We start from the raw sequence: 16,341 nt of genomic DNA, 5'->3' as shown, positions 1-16,341 counted from the left end.
ACTTCTAACCATTTTTTTGTCCTGTTAACCGGTAAGCCCATAATGCCTGATTCCATTTGTGAAAATCGGTGGAATATCCTTTTACCGCCCTGAGACTGTCTCCCGGTAATGCGATATTGGTGAGCCAGGGATTCAGCTCTCCCAGTAAACGGTGCAACCCTAAGTAATAGGAAGTAGTAAACTGCGACTGATACGGATTTAGCTTTAAAGTTTCTCGCGTAGCATTAAATGCAGTAGGAACGATATCTGTCGCCCACCGGTATCCACTCCTGGACATCGTAAATTCTATTGTAGGCAGTGCGCGCGACAGATATAATTGTTCATCATTTTGCAGTATTGGTAGCGATACATTGAGTAACGGAGTAGCGTTTACTACGGTTGGCGCAGTTTTGGGATCTCCCTCAATATCATAAAAGCCCTTCAACCCAGGCGCCCAACCACCGCGCTATCATTTTTTGCCAGTTCAATCATATTAAATACCGCATCTGTAAGCGATACATCCTGCTGTTTTCTATAATCCTTTACCTCGAACACTTCGTTGGAGACCTCTTCTAAGGCGCTATCCCAGTCGCCCGGAGTGATACCTATAACAAAGTGACGGTCGATCAACTGATCCTGCTGATATCTGGAATCTTTCATGCCAAATACCGGCGAAAACATTACGGGCTGCAGTTGATTTTGATAATTTTTAAGCGTGAAGCCCACCGGTGCGAAGTCTACCGAACCCCAGTCTTTGGGAAAAGATTTCAGATCTGCTGCCATATAGGCGGATATAACCCCCTGTTCCGATTTTGATGAAACAATAGCCAGTGGCTGTTGCATCATCGATGAAAGCATCATTTGCGGTCCGTCTGATAAACGTTTGTATTGAAACATCGGGGCCATCATTACATTATGCAACTCCTGATCGGCAATGGCCTGGAAGGCGGCAACACCTATGCTGTAGAATCCCGCACGCGCTGTTTTACAGGTTAAACGTAGATCGATATGCTTTTTACCTGTAGCGAGCGACCATAAACCAGTAATTACAGAGCCATTACGCGTTACATATTGCACTTCGATCGTTTGCTGATCAATAGCAGTGGCTGATACGGGAATAGCTTCGCTAAAGTTCCCTGCCTGAAACGGATTAAATTCGTCGCCGGGTTTGCGTACCTCATATTTTGTACCCTCAAAAAGAAAGTGTGCATTCAATGCTTTATTGTCCCAGGTTGGATAATACTTATTAAACCCAATGGTAGCCGTATCTCCATAGATCAAATAGACCTTATGATCTTCTATCGAACTGCCTAGCTGTAGCCATTTACCATCCTTTTTTATTTCCGTGCGGCAGGCAATTGCTTTTTGGTTGGCGCCGCTTTAACAAACTGTACACGAAGTACCTGGTTCTCCATAGCAGCAATTATTTTATCAGAAGCGTTTAAGGAGAGCGGCGCACTTGCTGTAGCTTGCTGATCTGATAAAACAGGTTGTTCATTGGGTCGTATTTTCCACGAAAGAAGTGTGTTCTTTTCTACTTTATTAGGATTAACTGTACTGTCCTGTAGGAAAAGGATGCCATCACATCTTCCATAATTGAAATTGTGAAGTCTTAATAAGGTTGCTGCTTTTTCAAGTCAATCGCTCCCACCTTCTCCCATAAATATCCCTGCTGCCCATGCCCTCCGGCTTTTTTAGCGAGAGGTTGCCTACAGATAGTTGAATAAACCTTGTACCGGGATTCATATCAAAATCGGGCGTTCGCATCCAAACAGTAAAACGACCCGCCTCTTTAATATCTATTACCGTAATAGCATCGGTTGCCGCATCGCCGGCACCGCCTATATACCGCAGAACCTGACCGCTCATCGTTTCCCTGTCTGTTTCTGCAAACCATTTTCCTTTGAACTGAAAGTCTGCTCCCAGCAAGAGATAGTTTGCCTTTTGCGCATACAGATCTGCCTTTACCTGGATCATTAATAAAAGCAATATCATTTTTATCGTTCTACTCCAATGCATATTCTCTATTTAATCGAATTGAAAGCTGTACACCTGAAGGCCATAAGGAGCTATGTTTATTTTATCTCCCCATGAAAACTGCACCCGTTCTGCATTAGCCGATAAACATTTAACGGATTGAAGTTGTAAACGATGCCCCGCTATAAAATGAGAGGGGTCAATTTGCAAACCGGCATGTTGTGTTTCAATATCATTATTCAGCACAAACAGGTAAAACCTTTTAGTTTGCAGGTTCAGGGCACAGAGGTAATCTATATTCGGGTTGTCAAAAGACACCAGCTGATCCATAAATGCCAGCCTTGCCTGCTCATCAAATATCTTACCAGTGCCAAAGCCAAACGTTTTATGTGGCCCCACTTTGGGTGTCACAAATCCTGACGGAAACTCAATGCGTCCGCCAGATCGCAGGGACAACTCCGACATTAAATAATCTGTGATCCAGCCTACCTGCCACCAGGCGTGATGCGGAAAAGGTCCGGCACCTTTATTCATAGCGCTCCAGTAATAAGAAGCCACACCTGTAGCGGGGTCAACGAAAGCATCCTTGGTTAATGCCGCGGTTCGGGCCATCTTTAGAAAAAGAGAATCTTTAGTAAGTTCAAAAAAACGGATAAACATGCCTGCATGGCTAGCCAGCAGGATAGGCCCGCTGGGATTAGCTGAACCTAAAGTTCCACCATGTTCAAAACTTAGTCCAACCTGGCTTATTTGCCAATCCTCCAATTCCCTGCTTCCGTTTTTCCGGGCGCTACGATCAGGAATAGGATGTGAGTAGATAGAAGTGGTGTAGTATTGTGCCGTGGTAATTGCAGCTTTCTTAAAACGCGGCTCGTTTGTAATATCATACAAATCGAGTAAAGCCTGTGCACTCTGGGCAGTTGCAAAATCGGGTGCAAACCGCGCATCACCGCAAACTCTAAAAAATAGCCCTGATCTACCGCATTTTTTATAAACCAATCAGCCGATCGTAAAGCTGCGTCCAGGTACTTTTTGTCTCCCAGTAATTTATAAGCAACCAACAACCCATAAAAAGTGGGGCGGTAATCTTTCTGATCTATAAACATTGGCTTTTTAGTAGCATTATCATAAGCCACTTCCCAAAAGCCTTGCGGTTTCATCTTCGAAAGCAACCAATCAGCAGCCAATCGCAGCTCATTTTTCAATTGCTGATGTTTCGGTTCAAATAATAATACGTTTCCAATATCAAGCATCATATAGTAAGTAGTGGCTATCGGTTCTGTATAAGCCCCCACTCTTCAGTGAAGCGTTTAGATTGATACAAATAATACTGACCTGCGGCCGCGCCTTTAAAAAAATCGTTTGCTGTATGCTGCTGTGCCAATTTAAAATTAAGAGCCTGAGGTAAGCGCGTACGCAGCAGTACTGAATCGCCTGTTATAGTTGCCAGCATCCACATTGCCCCGTAGTCTGCGTTTTTAACCGCATCTTTTTCAGAGCCATAAACGCCGCCCAAATACTCCTGCGCGCCGATTATCTTTCCTTTATAATCAAATGTGCGCCACCTGGAGGTACTATCATTCTTTACATAATTCAGTAACTGCGCCATTCTTTGAGACAAAGACAAATGAGTTTGCTTTAATTCTAATAATTGATCAAAACGGTACACATCATTTACCACATGCTGATAAACAGGATACCAGCTTTTATCTTCAATCGTAAACCTGAAGTCGAAGGATACGGACTCGCCTTTATTTAAGAATGATTTTTTTGCCCCAGTACCGGGTGATATAGAGTAGGCGTCAGCTGCTGGTTGCGATTGATCATAGACAAACCTAATAACCATTCTGACTGAGTAGACTTATCTGACAACCAGGGATGCCTGGCTGCTCCGGGTTCCGCAGTAACGGCCAGCGTTACTCCTTCTTTATTCGTTAAGATAGAAGTAAGTGCGGATGCTGTCCTTTCCCTTACTACCACCGGTTGACCAGGAATACCGTGGCCATATGCATAAGCATCTATAAAGTTATTATTGATACTGTTTCCCTGGAAAATGCCGGGAATAATTGCCCACCCGAATTTCTTTTTATCATTTACAGTTAAAGCCGGTGTGGCAATTGAATAGTAGCCAGCTGCCCGCGCAGTTAACTGAATAGTCACCCGGAGATCATGGGTATGCAAAGGATCGAGTTTCCAGGAGGCTTCTATATCGGCCACATCTGTATTTTGTGTAAACACGAGGCCATTGCCATCAGCTTTGCATTGTTGAGGATAAAAAGAAACGGAACGTCCCTCTTTATTTAATGAAACAGCGGAAGTATTGGCCTTCCATGTGGGGATGATATAACGATACTCAGGCTCAGGAAACTGGACTTCCCGGCCATTTTTATTTTTAATAACCTGGGCTTCCATGCCTGGTTGTTCACTGCTGTAAAGCACGGTGTACTGTCCCGACACATCAGATAAGGGCCGCCAATTTTGCTGCCCGTTTACCAATACCCGTTGTAACTGGTAGCCCTCATTAGTATGAACCCAATTCACACGTAACGCACTATTCTCCAGCTTAGGTGACTGTAACGGTTGGCCGTATGCTTTAGCCAAAAATGCAGACAATAACACCACCACATTAAAACTATATAAGCTCAATCGATTCATTAGGTTTTCTTTATTGAGTGACAGTTATCTCCATCTCTTTAACTAGTGATGCAGACTCTTCAACATTTACATTGGTGGCTACAAATGCTACTTTATATACCCCTGGCTTAGTATATACCCGGCGGTATTCATACAGGTTCTGGGAAATATTCTTTATGGTCTCCCCTTTATCCGGATTGGTTTTATTAGGATTAAATTGTTTGGTAACGACCCAGTCATCATCAAGGGCAAGCGGGTTGGTAACTGATAATAATTGCACGGATGTGACACTCCATTTGGTAGTAGGACCACTGAAGTTGAATGAGCTCCACCCGGCTGTTGCCATACTGGCCAGAACAGTTTCTTCTTTTTGCTCGTTCACGCTCTTAAGATCAAAAGAACGGATCACCCAGCGATTCTGTGCAGATTCGGGTTTTACAACTGCAGTCTTATAACGAAAAGCCAGGGCCATATTTTTATTGCGTGCAGCAAATTCATTCAAATCAATATTGCCCGATGAGGTCTGATCCTGCCCTGATGACAGTATCGCTTTACTGGTAATATCCTCCCATGTTGCCGCCAGAACATTTGCCGAATCATACTTCCCGTTAAAGTCTGTAGAAACCAGCAGCTTCAATGTACTCTGATCAACAGGTGATGGCCCGTATTGAGCATAGCTTTTAAAGTTCAGCAAAATACTATTTCCCTGCACCACCGTTCGTTCTCTAAACTCATACTTACGTCCGGGTTCTCCTGACCAGAAAACTACATTATCAGGTTTGCCATTAAATGTAAACAGGATTGGCTCTCCCACTTTATAAGTGGATTTTTCCAGGGCAACCGAGAAATCGTCTATGGAGCCCAGTTCATAACGCTTAGCACAGGATGTAAGCGCAGCCAATAATATGATAACAGCTATAATCTTTTTCATCCGTATATTTATTATGTTTTTAATGGTCGAATAGAATGCCTTAACAATCATCTTTCATGGGTGTATTTTCACTCACGGGCATTTCATAAACCTATTTCTACCAGCCTGGATTTTGTTGAATATTGGGGTTAACGGCCAGCTCACTGTTGGGAATAGGAAATAGCACTGAACGTTCCGTTATCCTCTGGGCCTGTGCAATAGCCGGGTCTCTTAAAGCAGCGGGCATATTGGACTGATATTCCCTAACCGAAGCCTGCATAGTGGAAGGATAAATACCCCATCTTACAAGATCGTGTTTCCGTATTCCTTCAAAAGCCAGCTCCCGCAAACGTTCACCGATAATTAATTCCTGGAAATCCTGCTTCGATAGTGCCGGCGCTGCATCTACCGTGGCATCAGGCGTAGCTACATCTTTTCCATAGCCGCGCCTTCTCACCATGTTGATCGCTTTATATGCAAGGTCCGATGGGCCATTATTAATTTGGTTATCGGCTTCTGCAAACATGAGCAATACATCGGCATAACGTAATAAGGGCCAGTTGGTACCCGTATAACTTTGGTCGCGCGGTAATAGGGTTTCATATTCTCTTCTCCATTTCCCGTTGCTACGTTCATACACCTGATCTGCAGTCCAAGCCGTTCTTACCACCGTTTGCCCTGTTGTTACAAATCTAAAAGGAGCAACCGTCCAGTCCCTGCGTAAGTCTCCCGGCCCGTAAGCATTGTAAAGCTTGGCGGTAGCATGAACATAGTCATATCCATAGCCGGTATCTATATTGCCACAGGCAATGCCATTGTAGCTGCCGATCATGCCGCCTTCCTGTATTTCACTTTTATTAGCTCCTTTAAACTCTACTTCCCAAATGCCTTCCCCTATGTCAAAGATCTCTTTAACATGATTGATATAGACCTGTTTAAAATCTGCATTCAGTTTATGTACACCCGACTGAATGACACTATCTGCATATTTTCTTGCCTCTGCATACTTCGATACATCATTGAGGGGAGCACCAGCCATAGTTAAATATACCCGTGCAAGTATGCCCTGAACAGCCGTTTTGGTAATCCGTGTGTTATACCCGTAGTCGGTGATGGTTCTTACCAGGCCTTCAGCTTCCTTCATATCTTTGGTAATCTGTTCGTAGATCTGAGCAACCGGTGTACCGGGTAACGGTACTTCATCGGGGCTTTTACTTGACTTAAGTTTTAAAGGCACCGACCCATACTCATCAGCTAACATAAAATAATAGTAAGCTCTTAAAAAAGAGCCTGACCTTTGATCTCGTTACGTTTCTGCTCACTTACCGAAGCCGCTTTATCAATATTCTCCAGCAACATATTGGCTCTTTCTATACCAACGTATATGGACTCCCAATGCCGGTTTACCTCAAGTGTTGACGCATCAACAATGTTGGCATTGATACCCGAGGTCTGATTCTTCATAAAAAACTCATCGCTAAAAACGAGGTAACAGGCCATTCCCTGGGAGTACATTCGGTTATCGCCGAGCCTGTCATATACGCCTGCAAGTGCAGACTCCAGGTCTTTCTCAGTATTATAATAATTCACGGGAGAAACAAAGTCCTGGGGTGTGGTATCCAGGATCTTATTGCAGCCGCCGGATATCATCAGCACAATAAGAAGATGACAGTAAATGGATTTCATTCGTAAGTATTGATTGAGTTGCATCGAATGGAATATTTTTATATATACTTTCTTATGAAAAGAGTTATTGAGCAAGCGTTTCATTGTAAAAGTATTTATCGTTAAAAAGTTATATTGATTCCAAGGGTAATGGTTCTGGCTCTTGGGTAAGGGCTCCAGTCAAAGCCTGGTGTAAGAGCCGTATGTCTTACAGATACTTCGGGGTCAAGACCGGTATAGTTCGTCCATGTTACCAGGTTTTGGGCAGAAGCATGCAGGCGTGCAGATTGTATCTTCCACTTTTTCATCAGGGCTGAGGGAAAATTATACCCGAACGATACTGTTTTCAAACGTATAAATGATCCATCTTCAATGTTCCTGTTGGAATATACATTGGGGCCATAACCTCCGGCAACGGGCAGCTGGCTATCCTGGTTATCTAATGACCATCTGTCTTCATAGGTTTTAAACATATTAACATCTCTCCTGGCTTCCGCTCCTTCAAAAACGATACGGTTGGCATTTAAGACATCATTTCCATAAGACCATTGCAAAAACACATTCAGATCGAACTGCCTGTAGCGAAAATTGTTGGAAAAACCGCCTATATGAACAGGATTGGGATTACCTATTATTGTCTGATCATTAGCATCAACAATACCATCACCGTTGATATCTTTATACTTAATAAATCCGGGCTTGATATTCGCCCTGTCACCGCCGTTATTAGGTACTTCGGGTTTCAGTTCATAGTTACCATTGGGTAAGGCATTGAAATCGCTCAATTGATACAGTCCGTCGAAAACATATCCATAGAACAAGGCTACAGGTTTTCCGGGAAGAGCAATATAAGGTAAGGAATTATTGAAATTTCCGTTCCAGTTAGATACCCGGGTCAGTAAACTTGGCTGATCTCCATTTAGCTCTTCAATCCTGTTCCGGTTAAATGCAATATTGAAATTAGTCGTCCAGTTAAAGTTTTTGGTATTGATGTTTACCGTGTTGAGGGTAAGCTCTATCCCACGGTTTGAAACAGTACCGATATTTTTAAACGCCGTTAAATAACCCGTTGATGTAGGCATGGACGCATTCAGCAGCAAATCCGTTGTTCTTTTATAATAGTAATCTGCGGTAAAGCTGATCCTTTCTTTCAGCAAGCTCACATCAAGCCCCGCATCCAGGTTAGCAGTACGTTCCCATTTCAGGTTTTCGTTACCTACCAGCACGGGTACGGTACCTTTCACGTATGTACCGTTAAAATAATAACCGCTCCTTGTATTTCCCGTATTGGCGCCTACCTCCTGGTCTAATACACTCAGGTAAGCAAAATCGGAAACCCGGTTGTTGCCCGTAATACCGTAGGATACTCTAAGCTTAGCAGCCGAAATAGTTTTTACCGGTTTCAAAAATGGCTCGTTACCGAGGTTCCACGCAAAAGCAGCAGAAGGGAAATTACCCCATCGGTTAGCAGGTGCAAACTTTGACGATCCGTCGGTTCTGAAGGAGGCTGTAAATAAATATCGCGAGTTGAAGGAATAATTGACCCGACCTAAATAAGAAAACCAGGGTAGCATAAGAACCCGAAGTGGTTTTATTCATAATCGTTCCCTGGTCAAGCCCCTTAATACCTAAGGCTTCATTGGGTAACAATATGGAAACAAAACCATTGCCCTCTGTACTGCTTCTTTGCATAGTCACCCCTGCTACGGCATCTAAGCGATGCTTGCTGTTAAAACTACGATTAAACGTAAGGAGGTTTTCATTCAACAGGTTTCTTACGTTCAGGTTGTCGATAGAGCCGTTGATCCCATAAGTGGCGCCATATACGGTACGTGGATTTCCGGCGGCAGTTTTGGAATTATTAAATCGTTCAAAACGCATATCAGTTTCTGTTAAACCTCCATTAACCCTGAACTTAAAATATTTAAGAAATGAATACTCCAGGAAGGCATTGGTAAAAAAGGACTTGGTGAAGACATACATATACATATTGTTAGAGTTCACTACTGGGTTCACTCTTAAATCGGCATTACCTACGACATCGTCAAAAGGCTGATCAATAAAATCCTCTTCGTTACCGGTACCCGTAATAGGCCGGTATCCCCAGGTGCTGAACAAAAGATAAGACGATGCATTACCTGCTGAAGAGCTGTTGAGATCATCGCTGGTTAAGTTAGCGATCTGGCCGTTTTTTATAGCCTGTGTATAGTTGGTATTAACCCCCGCTCTGAAATTCTTACCGATACGCTGCTCTATCTGAAAGCGTCCCTGGTAACGTGTAAAGCCTCCGTTGATCACAATTCCATCCTGGTCCAGGAAAGAGCCACTTAAAGAGTATTTTGTTGCCGCCGTTCCTCCCCTTAAAGAGATACTATGGTTTTGCATGAACGCATCGCGAAAAACATAATCCTGCCAGTTAATTCCCTTTTCCTCTTTATATGATTCTAAGGTTTTGCCATCGCTCAAGTATATTTGTTCTCCTATAGGACGATTCAGTTCTAGTTGGTATTTTACAAATTCATAGGCGCTCATTACCGGTATCTGTTTTTGGGGAGATTGAATGCCCAGCCAGTTATTATACGATACCACCGGCGGCCCCGTCTTACCTTGTTTGGTCTTGATCATGATAACACCGTTAGCGCCTCTGGCGCCATATATTGCCGTGGAAGAGGCATCCTTCAATACTTCTATAGATTCGATATCATCAGGATTAATGGCATTATTATCCGGATTTTCTATAGGGAAACCATCAATAACATATAGAGGTGTATTAGATTGAGTGATAGAGTTACCACCCCTGATCACAATATTGCTCGTGCTTCCCGGCTGCCCGTCGTTGGAACTAACCTGTACCCCGGCTACTCTCCCCGCCAGCGCGTCTTCAAATGAAGGAACGGGTGCTTTCTCCATATCTTTCATATTTACGGAGCCAACTGCACCGGTAAGATCCTTACGTTTTACCTCCCCGTATCCAATTACCACAACGTCATCCATCACCTGATTATTGGTTACCAGTTGCAACGGATAGCTATTATCTGTAGTAATCTTAACCGATTGCGTCATGTAGCCAATCATAGAGACTATCATTACATCATTCTCCCGTATGTTGGGAAGTGTAAAACGTCCCTGCGCATCCGTAAGCACCGACGCAGTTTTGCCCTGAATAGTAATAGTAACCCTGGGCAACGGGCTTCCTTTTTCATCTGTAACAGTACCGGCTATGGTTTTGACAGCCTGCGCCAGACAAGCTAGCGGGAAACCGATGGCGAACAATAATAGTAGCGTTAATTTTCGATTCATATGCAATAATCCTTATTTAAAAGTTGGTTATGGATGAAAAAACATTCGTTATATATCTTACATACCACTTAGTAATAGCTGAGAACATTGGCTTTACTTAACTACCATCATCAGGTGTTGCGAACTTCCACCCTATAGCATCCAGTAATAAAATACATGTTGACTTATTTTACAATCGTTAGGTTAAATAGTCTGGTCTGGACTGGTTTGCTATTACAAACATAGGAAAATATTTATTCCGTAAACAATTTTTTTAAAAAATCAGAGAAATAAATAAGCTTACCACTTATTGAATAGCCCTTACCAGCAAACAAAGTGACTTAAATCTGTTCTGGTTTGGTTTGTTTATTACTTTTGTAAAAAATGGTTGTATGAATGCAGACGTGTCGGCAGCTATCAAAAACGCCAAAATGCCAAAAGATAAAATGAAATATCAGCAACTGGCTGATTACATCATCACACTTATTGAAAATGATGAGTTGCATATTGGTGATCAGATCCCCTCATTAAAACAGCTGCAGCAACAGTTAAAAATGAGTAAGGAAACATTACTCAAAGGATTAAATGAATTGGTAGGGAAAGGCATCATTGAGTCGGTGTACCGCAAAGGTTATTTTGTAAGAAAAAAGAGATCCAACATAACTTCCGGGTTTTTCTATTGCTCGATAAGATGAACATTTTGCGGGAACAGTTTTATAGAACTCTATTTAATCAATTACAAACCCGTGCTGATATTGATATTTATTTTCATCATCATAATTACCAGGTTTTCGAAAAGCTTATCAAGGAAAACCTGGGAAAATACACCCATTATGTAATAGCTACTTTTTTGAAAGAAGACGTAGCACAGTTGCTCAATCTTATACCTGATAAAAAAGAATTATTATCGATTTAAACCAACAAGGATTAAACGGCAATTACACTTGTATTTACCAGGATTATGGTTATGATATTTATCACAGTTTACTCAAGTTGAAAAATGAACTTGCAAAATATAACCGGTTGATTCTGGTGGCCCACCCGGAAGCCGTTCATGCTAAATTAGTGGCAGAGGGCTTTTTACATTACTGTACCGAAACAGAATTCCAATATCTGATACAATCAGAAATTGATGAAAAAATTTCAGAATAGGAAACGCCTATGTAACATTCAGCAGATATGACACGGATGACGTGGCGCTCATCAAAATGGCCAGGAAAAAGAAACTTAAATTAGGGAAGGATATTGGCCTCATTTCTTACAATGATACGGGCGTAAAAGAAATACTCGAAAATGGCATTACGGTTATTTCTACGGATTTTGAGGCCATGGGTAAAACTGTTGCCCAGGCTATCATTGATGATAAACAAATAGTTAAACGCAACCCAACAAAAGTCATCAAGCGACTGTCTCTTTAAACGTAACGCAGCAACGAAAAAATTATAGGGGAGCCAATGTATATAGCCTTATATGGGTCTTCTATTTTTGATTTTTGAACCAGCCTTGCTTGCTTAAGATCAGAACCGGTTTTGTCGACATTTGCGACATTAACTTACGAAGCAGATGAAAGATTAGATATAATTAAAGATCCTTTGTGAGCATTAACAAACTATGACGATCTCCGTCTTTATTTAATTCCAGGATCCCACTTCGGTAAAAACGTATATTTAAAGATTGCACAATTTTAATTGCTGTATTTAATAACGATGAAATCATTTGTCGCAATGTATGATTACTCTCGCCCAATACGGTTCTAGTCCAGAAGTATATTCCATTCGCGCGGCGCTTTAAACGTTTTCCGCCCCTGCCCATAAGGTGGTACCTTTACGTTGGATTTTATTTCCGAATAAGGTTTACTTGCTTTTAGCAGTTCCTGATACTGTAACGGGTATTGGCTCTTTACATCATTTTTTTCCATCGGGTCTTTAACTATATTGAAAAGAAAGTCCTCCTTTTCATTTGTCTTTCCTGTACCACCGCCAGCTTTAACCAGCTTCCAATCGTCCACAATCACACTTCCATGTCCCAGGTATAACTGCCTGGATAAATTGTTACCCCGATTGAGTAAAGAAGAAGAAATATCTATGCCGTCATATACTTTTGAAGGATCAACTCTAACACCCGCAATAGCGCATAACGTAGGTGCAATATCAATATATCCACAAAGCTGTTCACTTGTCCATCCCCCTGTTATCGCCTTTGGCCATTTTATTACGGCAGTGCTGCGTACACCACCCTCCCACTCCTGAAATTTATGACCCCTTAACTCCCCGCTGCTACCACCTGCCGCCGGTTCCGCTCCATTATCACTTTGAAATAAAACCACGGTATTGCTTTCTATACCTGCGTCCCGTATGGCAGACAGAACACGACCTATGCCCTCATCCATACTTGTTACCATCGCTGCATAAGTTTGCCATTTTGTGTTGCCCCTCCCCTTTCCTTTTGAGTGCTGTCATTCCCAAATGTTGGCTTGGAAGAGTCGTATCCATAATTTAACAGATCTTCTTCTTTGGCCTGCAACGGGCCGTGGGGTGCATTATAAGCTATATATAAGAAAAAGGGGCCTTTTTCTTTGTACTTGCTGATACATTTAACCGCTTCTGTACTTATAAGATCGGTTGAATAGCCTTTGTCGTAAGAAGTGCTCCAGTCATTATGCCAATCCAGTTCACCTTCTCTTTCATGGGTAAAGTAGTCGATAGCACCATTATAATGACCATAAAAATGGGTAAAGCCCCTGTTTAAAGGCAGGTATCGCTTGCGGGAGTGCCCCAGGTGCCATTTTCCAATGGCAGCCCTGTTACCGTAGCCAGCTGTTGCCAGCATCTGGGGCAAAAAGTTTCGGAACTGTCTACGCCAAAATCCAGCCAGGGAGCAATTACATTATCTCTTAAACCCATTCTTTCAGGATACCTCCCGGTCATTATGCCAGCCCTGGTTGGAGAGCAAATAGGTGAAGTATAAAAACGATTTAGAACCACCCCCTCTTTCGCTAAATTATCTATGTTAGGCGTACGTATATCAGATTTATGAAATCCAACATCACCCCAACCCAGGTCATCTGCAACGATAAGGACGATATTGGGTTTTGCGGAACCCTGTGCGTACAAAATACCGGTTACGAGCAGGTACAAGGCAGATAAAACAGCATTAAGTTTCAAAAGATGATTCGATTTAAATTCTTATAAATAATCAGGCTGTCGTTGGACACCTACTAATTTACGTATCAGTTTATACGCATTACTAATTGTTTAAAACATGATGCTTATTAGCCCAATCGTTCCACAAACCGGAAAGGCGATCCACCTCACCTGGAAACTGTTCTGAAAGATTCTTTAATTCGGTGGGATCTTCTTTTATATTGTAAAGCGACCATTTCTTTTGGCCCTGGGTCATAACTAACTTCCATTGATGATCTCTTACGTACCGGGCGCCTTCGTGCTCATTGAACAAAATGGTATGCCCCTGATCTTTTTTCCTTTAAGCGATGCTGCAAAGCTCTTGCCCTCAAGCGGTAAAATAGGATGACCGTTGTACACCTGAGGATATTTGGCTCTTGAGATATCAACGAAAGTGGCCATAAAATCCATTACATGCCCCACCCGTTCTGTGTTAATACTGCCTTTATTTTTAATGCCCGAGGGCCAGTAAGCGATCATAGGAGTATGTATACCACCTTCCGTTGATTGTGACTTCCACAGGCGGAAAGGCGTATTGGCCACATTTGCCCATTCCGGACCAATAGAGAAAAAGGTAGTTTGGGGTCCGGGCAGTACTGTTTTATCTGTTGCGTAAGAGACTGCCTGACCGCTCCTGGTTTCATCGGGCCGGTCAAACCCAGGCCCATAGCGTTCAGACAGTTCAGCACTTGCTCCATTGTCGCTTAAAAATACGATAAGAGTGTTATCAAGACGACCTGTTTTCCTGAGCGCCTCTACAATCCTGCCGATGCCCTGGTCCATTCTGTCAATCATAGCAGCGTGAACTGCCATTGCCCTTGCATCCCAGTCTTTATTGGGGTTCTGCTCCCAGCTTTTATTAGCGGGATGCCTTGGCGATAACTGGACTTTAGCCGGATCGATCAAACCCATTTTTGCCATTTTTTGATACCGGGATTGCCTTATAGCTTCCCAACCCGGCTGGTAAACGCTTTTATACTTTTCAATATCCTCAGGCAAGGCCTGCAGTGGCCAATGCGGCGCATTGTGTGCTACATATAGAAAAAAGGGCTTATCATCTCCAGACATTTCACGGATATAGGCGGCCGCTTTATCATTGATCGCATCAGTATGATAATAATTACTTTTCACTTTTTCGACCGGCTTGCTCCCCTCCACCAAACTAAAGGGGTCAAAAAAATCAATCACCCCCAGATGGTGCCATAATATTTATCAAACCCCGTTGTGTCGGATACTGATCAGCAGGTGAAAACAGCGGATGTTGTTCCCGGTGACTCAGCCACTTTAATTGCGCTTCCTTTGTGGGTTGCGTTATTGTATTAGATACATGCCACTTCCCCGTCATAGCTGTATTATATCCTGCTTCTTTCAACACCTCCGCTATTGTCACCACATCCTTACCCAAATGTCCTTTGTACGCCTGGTCATTTCTTTTAGAAGTCATGTGGCCGATACCTGCATCGTGATTATATAAACCGGTAAGAAGGGATGCCCGGGTTGGGCAACATCTTGATATATTATAAAACTGCGTAAATCTCATTCCGTTTTGGGCCATCTTATCGAGATGAGGTGTTTGAATTTCACCTCCAAAGCAACCCAGATCTGAGTAACCCAGATCGTCAGCGAGAATTACGATGATATTGGGGCGTTTATCTTTCAGAGCTTTCTGAGCCATTACAGGTAGCATTCCCGCCCATACTAAACAGATAAATAAGTAAAACTGTTTCATTATTTTATTGCCATTATTTTGATACAAATTTTTACTACAGACCAGGTCAATCACCTGAAGCGCCTTTAAGTTGCCGGCTTGTAGCAGCCATTTCCGTTGCAATACCTTTATCACCCTGTTGTTTCATAAAAGCATGCAGCTTTTCCTGCATCTTTTTCTTTTTAGAAAGCAGCCCGGCCTGCTCTGAAAGATTTTTCAATTGCCAGGGATCATTGCGCACGTCATATAATTCATACGGGGACGCTTTATATATTGCGAGGCCCTGTTTTTATTAGTGCTTAACCATAGCCTGAATAAAGGTGAACCAGTAACCACATTGGAAAATTCTTCCTTATAGTTAAGGTTTTCAATGTACAGGTAGTCTTCATCCCTGACCGACCTGCTGGCGTAAGCCGCACTACCGTTATGGATACCACGGGTTGTATTAACACCATACACATATTTACGAAAAGTATTTTGTTTGCCTATCAGTACATCCCTAAAACTACTGCCATCAAAACCGCTGTTCCCAGCCACGTCAACCGATCCTGTGTTGATAGCTTGCGGATCAGCTCCCGCTATCTCCAGCAGCGTAGGAAGAATATCGGTATATTGTGCCATGGCACTACTACGGGCACCGGCCAAAACCTTGTCCGGCCATCTGACTATAAATGCAGATCGCAACCCCTGATCATATAATGTCCATTTGGAAAAAGGAAAAGAACTGCCTTGTTCAGAGGCAAAAATAACGATGGTATTTTGTTTCTTTCCGGATCTTTCGATTATGTCCAAACAGGCGCCCACCAGGCTATCCAGGTAAGTGATTTCAGAAAAATAGTCTGCCATTCTTTCCCTGGTCAGCTTAGTGTCAACCATATTGGGCGGCACCACCAGGTCGGTAGCCCGATATCGCTTTTTGTCTCCCCGGTTCCAGGGCGTGTGAGGTTGGTTGCTGGTAAACATTAAAAAGAAGGGATCCTTACCCGCTTTCGAAATATACGCTTCAG

22 protein-coding genes and 2 pseudogenes are annotated in these 16,341 nt (G+C 42.8%); 4 read left to right on the top strand and 20 right to left on the bottom strand.

The genetic code is table 11. The features are described from left to right. Window positions 1-4 precede the first annotated feature (4 nt). From MKP07_RS26445 to MKP07_RS39715, 12 genes and pseudogenes are all read right to left on the bottom strand, one after another. Window positions 5-424: a hypothetical protein gene (locus tag MKP07_RS26445; protein ID WP_240850249.1), complete on the bottom strand. Its 420-nt coding sequence runs from the start codon at window positions 422-424 to the stop codon at window positions 5-7. After that, window positions 421-1,260 carry a hypothetical protein gene (locus MKP07_RS26440; protein ID WP_240850248.1) on the bottom strand — a complete coding sequence of 280 codons (840 nt, stop codon included), beginning with the start codon at window positions 1,258-1,260 and terminating at the stop codon, window positions 421-423. Before MKP07_RS26440 ends, MKP07_RS26445 begins: the two co-directional genes overlap by 4 nt. 351 nt (window positions 1,261-1,611) lie before the next feature. Then, window positions 1,612-1,974 (bottom strand): hypothetical protein, encoded by a 363-nt coding sequence (locus MKP07_RS26435; protein ID WP_240850247.1) that lies wholly within the window; start codon window positions 1,972-1,974, stop codon window positions 1,612-1,614. Window positions 1,975-2,007: 33 nt separating this feature from the next. Beyond that, on the bottom strand, window positions 2,008-2,721 hold the full coding sequence (locus MKP07_RS26430) for a hypothetical protein (RefSeq protein ID WP_240850246.1): 714 nt from the start codon (window positions 2,719-2,721) through the stop codon (window positions 2,008-2,010). Then, window positions 2,703-3,251: a hypothetical protein gene (locus MKP07_RS26425; RefSeq protein ID WP_240850245.1), complete on the bottom strand. Its 549-nt coding sequence runs from the start codon at window positions 3,249-3,251 to the stop codon at window positions 2,703-2,705. The genes MKP07_RS26430 and MKP07_RS26425 overlap by 19 nt, the downstream gene beginning before the upstream one ends. Then, a complete protein-coding gene (locus MKP07_RS26420; RefSeq protein ID WP_240850244.1) occupies window positions 3,227-3,637 on the bottom strand; it encodes a hypothetical protein in 411 nt (136 codons plus the stop codon). The genes MKP07_RS26425 and MKP07_RS26420 overlap by 25 nt, the downstream gene beginning before the upstream one ends. 74 nt (window positions 3,638-3,711) lie before the next feature. After that, the gene (locus tag MKP07_RS26415) at window positions 3,712-4,611 is read right to left on the bottom strand and encodes a hypothetical protein (RefSeq protein WP_240850243.1); all 900 of its coding nucleotides are present in this window, start codon (window positions 4,609-4,611) and stop codon (window positions 3,712-3,714) included. A gap of 10 nt (window positions 4,612-4,621) precedes the next feature. After that, window positions 4,622-5,521, bottom strand: a complete 900-nt coding sequence (locus MKP07_RS26410) for a DUF5017 domain-containing protein (protein ID WP_240850242.1) — start codon at window positions 5,519-5,521, stop codon at window positions 4,622-4,624. A 97-nt stretch (window positions 5,522-5,618) separates the two neighbouring features. Further along, the gene (locus MKP07_RS26405) at window positions 5,619-6,332 is read right to left on the bottom strand and encodes a RagB/SusD family nutrient uptake outer membrane protein (protein ID WP_240851084.1); all 714 of its coding nucleotides are present in this window, start codon (window positions 6,330-6,332) and stop codon (window positions 5,619-5,621) included. A gap of 270 nt (window positions 6,333-6,602) precedes the next feature. Further along, window positions 6,603-7,150: pseudogene (locus MKP07_RS26400) on the bottom strand (RagB/SusD family nutrient uptake outer membrane protein); the annotation flags it as partial. A 137-nt stretch (window positions 7,151-7,287) separates the two neighbouring features. Continuing rightward, complete coding sequence (locus MKP07_RS39720; RefSeq protein WP_262919500.1) at window positions 7,288-8,739, bottom strand: SusC/RagA family TonB-linked outer membrane protein; 1,452 nt, start codon at window positions 8,737-8,739, stop codon at window positions 7,288-7,290. Next, window positions 8,630-10,465 carry a SusC/RagA family TonB-linked outer membrane protein gene (locus MKP07_RS39715; RefSeq protein ID WP_262919499.1) on the bottom strand — a complete coding sequence of 612 codons (1,836 nt, stop codon included), beginning with the start codon at window positions 10,463-10,465 and terminating at the stop codon, window positions 8,630-8,632. Before MKP07_RS39715 ends, MKP07_RS39720 begins: the two co-directional genes overlap by 110 nt. A gap of 371 nt (window positions 10,466-10,836) precedes the next feature. Here MKP07_RS39715 and MKP07_RS26390 point away from each other — a divergent pair, with 371 nt between their 5' ends. The 4 genes from MKP07_RS26390 to MKP07_RS26375 all read left to right on the top strand — a co-directional run bounded on the left by MKP07_RS26390 (window position 10,837) and on the right by MKP07_RS26375 (window position 11,862). Continuing rightward, on the top strand, window positions 10,837-11,139 hold the full coding sequence (locus MKP07_RS26390) for a winged helix-turn-helix domain-containing protein (RefSeq protein WP_240850241.1): 303 nt from the start codon (window positions 10,837-10,839) through the stop codon (window positions 11,137-11,139). 5 nt (window positions 11,140-11,144) lie between these two features. Further along, a complete protein-coding gene (locus MKP07_RS26385; protein ID WP_240850240.1) occupies window positions 11,145-11,360 on the top strand; it encodes a hypothetical protein in 216 nt (71 codons plus the stop codon). Between the two features lie 77 nt (window positions 11,361-11,437). Continuing rightward, window positions 11,438-11,596 carry a hypothetical protein gene (locus MKP07_RS26380; RefSeq protein WP_240850239.1) on the top strand — a complete coding sequence of 53 codons (159 nt, stop codon included), beginning with the start codon at window positions 11,438-11,440 and terminating at the stop codon, window positions 11,594-11,596. Between the two features lie 41 nt (window positions 11,597-11,637). Further along, a complete protein-coding gene (locus MKP07_RS26375) occupies window positions 11,638-11,862 on the top strand; it encodes a substrate-binding domain-containing protein (protein ID WP_240850238.1) in 225 nt (74 codons plus the stop codon). Window positions 11,863-12,197: 335 nt separating this feature from the next. Here the strand turns inward: MKP07_RS26375 and MKP07_RS39710 are convergent, their stop codons facing one another. The 8 genes and pseudogenes from MKP07_RS39710 to MKP07_RS26345 all read right to left on the bottom strand — a co-directional run. Beyond that, window positions 12,198-12,845, bottom strand: a complete 648-nt coding sequence (locus MKP07_RS39710; RefSeq protein ID WP_262919498.1) for a sulfatase-like hydrolase/transferase — start codon at window positions 12,843-12,845, stop codon at window positions 12,198-12,200. Continuing rightward, a complete protein-coding gene (locus MKP07_RS39705; RefSeq protein ID WP_262919497.1) occupies window positions 12,839-13,273 on the bottom strand; it encodes a sulfatase-like hydrolase/transferase in 435 nt (144 codons plus the stop codon). Before MKP07_RS39705 ends, MKP07_RS39710 begins: the two co-directional genes overlap by 7 nt. Next, window positions 13,189-13,608, bottom strand: a complete 420-nt coding sequence (locus MKP07_RS39700) for a sulfatase-like hydrolase/transferase (protein WP_262919496.1) — start codon at window positions 13,606-13,608, stop codon at window positions 13,189-13,191. The genes MKP07_RS39705 and MKP07_RS39700 overlap by 85 nt, the downstream gene beginning before the upstream one ends. A gap of 82 nt (window positions 13,609-13,690) precedes the next feature. Beyond that, window positions 13,691-13,900 carry a hypothetical protein gene (locus MKP07_RS26365; RefSeq protein ID WP_240850237.1) on the bottom strand — a complete coding sequence of 70 codons (210 nt, stop codon included), beginning with the start codon at window positions 13,898-13,900 and terminating at the stop codon, window positions 13,691-13,693. Beyond that, window positions 13,867-14,814, bottom strand: coding sequence for a sulfatase-like hydrolase/transferase (locus MKP07_RS26360; protein WP_240850236.1), 948 nt, complete (start codon window positions 14,812-14,814; stop codon window positions 13,867-13,869). The genes MKP07_RS26365 and MKP07_RS26360 overlap by 34 nt, the downstream gene beginning before the upstream one ends. After that, window positions 14,807-15,355 (bottom strand): sulfatase-like hydrolase/transferase, encoded by a 549-nt coding sequence (locus MKP07_RS26355; protein WP_240850235.1) that lies wholly within the window; start codon window positions 15,353-15,355, stop codon window positions 14,807-14,809. Before MKP07_RS26355 ends, MKP07_RS26360 begins: the two co-directional genes overlap by 8 nt. Before the next feature lie 46 nt (window positions 15,356-15,401). Next, complete coding sequence (locus MKP07_RS26350; protein ID WP_240850234.1) at window positions 15,402-15,554, bottom strand: hypothetical protein; 153 nt, start codon at window positions 15,552-15,554, stop codon at window positions 15,402-15,404. Next, a pseudogene (locus MKP07_RS26345) lies at window positions 15,551-16,336 on the bottom strand (sulfatase-like hydrolase/transferase); the annotation flags it as partial. The gene MKP07_RS26350 and the pseudogene MKP07_RS26345, both read right to left, overlap by 4 nt. Window positions 16,337-16,341: the final 5 nt, after the last annotated feature.

It is taken from the genome of Paraniabella hibiscisoli, from assembly GCF_022512515.1.
GTDB lineage: Bacteria > Bacteroidota > Bacteroidia > Chitinophagales > Chitinophagaceae > Niabella > Niabella hibiscisoli.
This window is presented reverse-complemented; position numbering and strand designations above follow the sequence as displayed.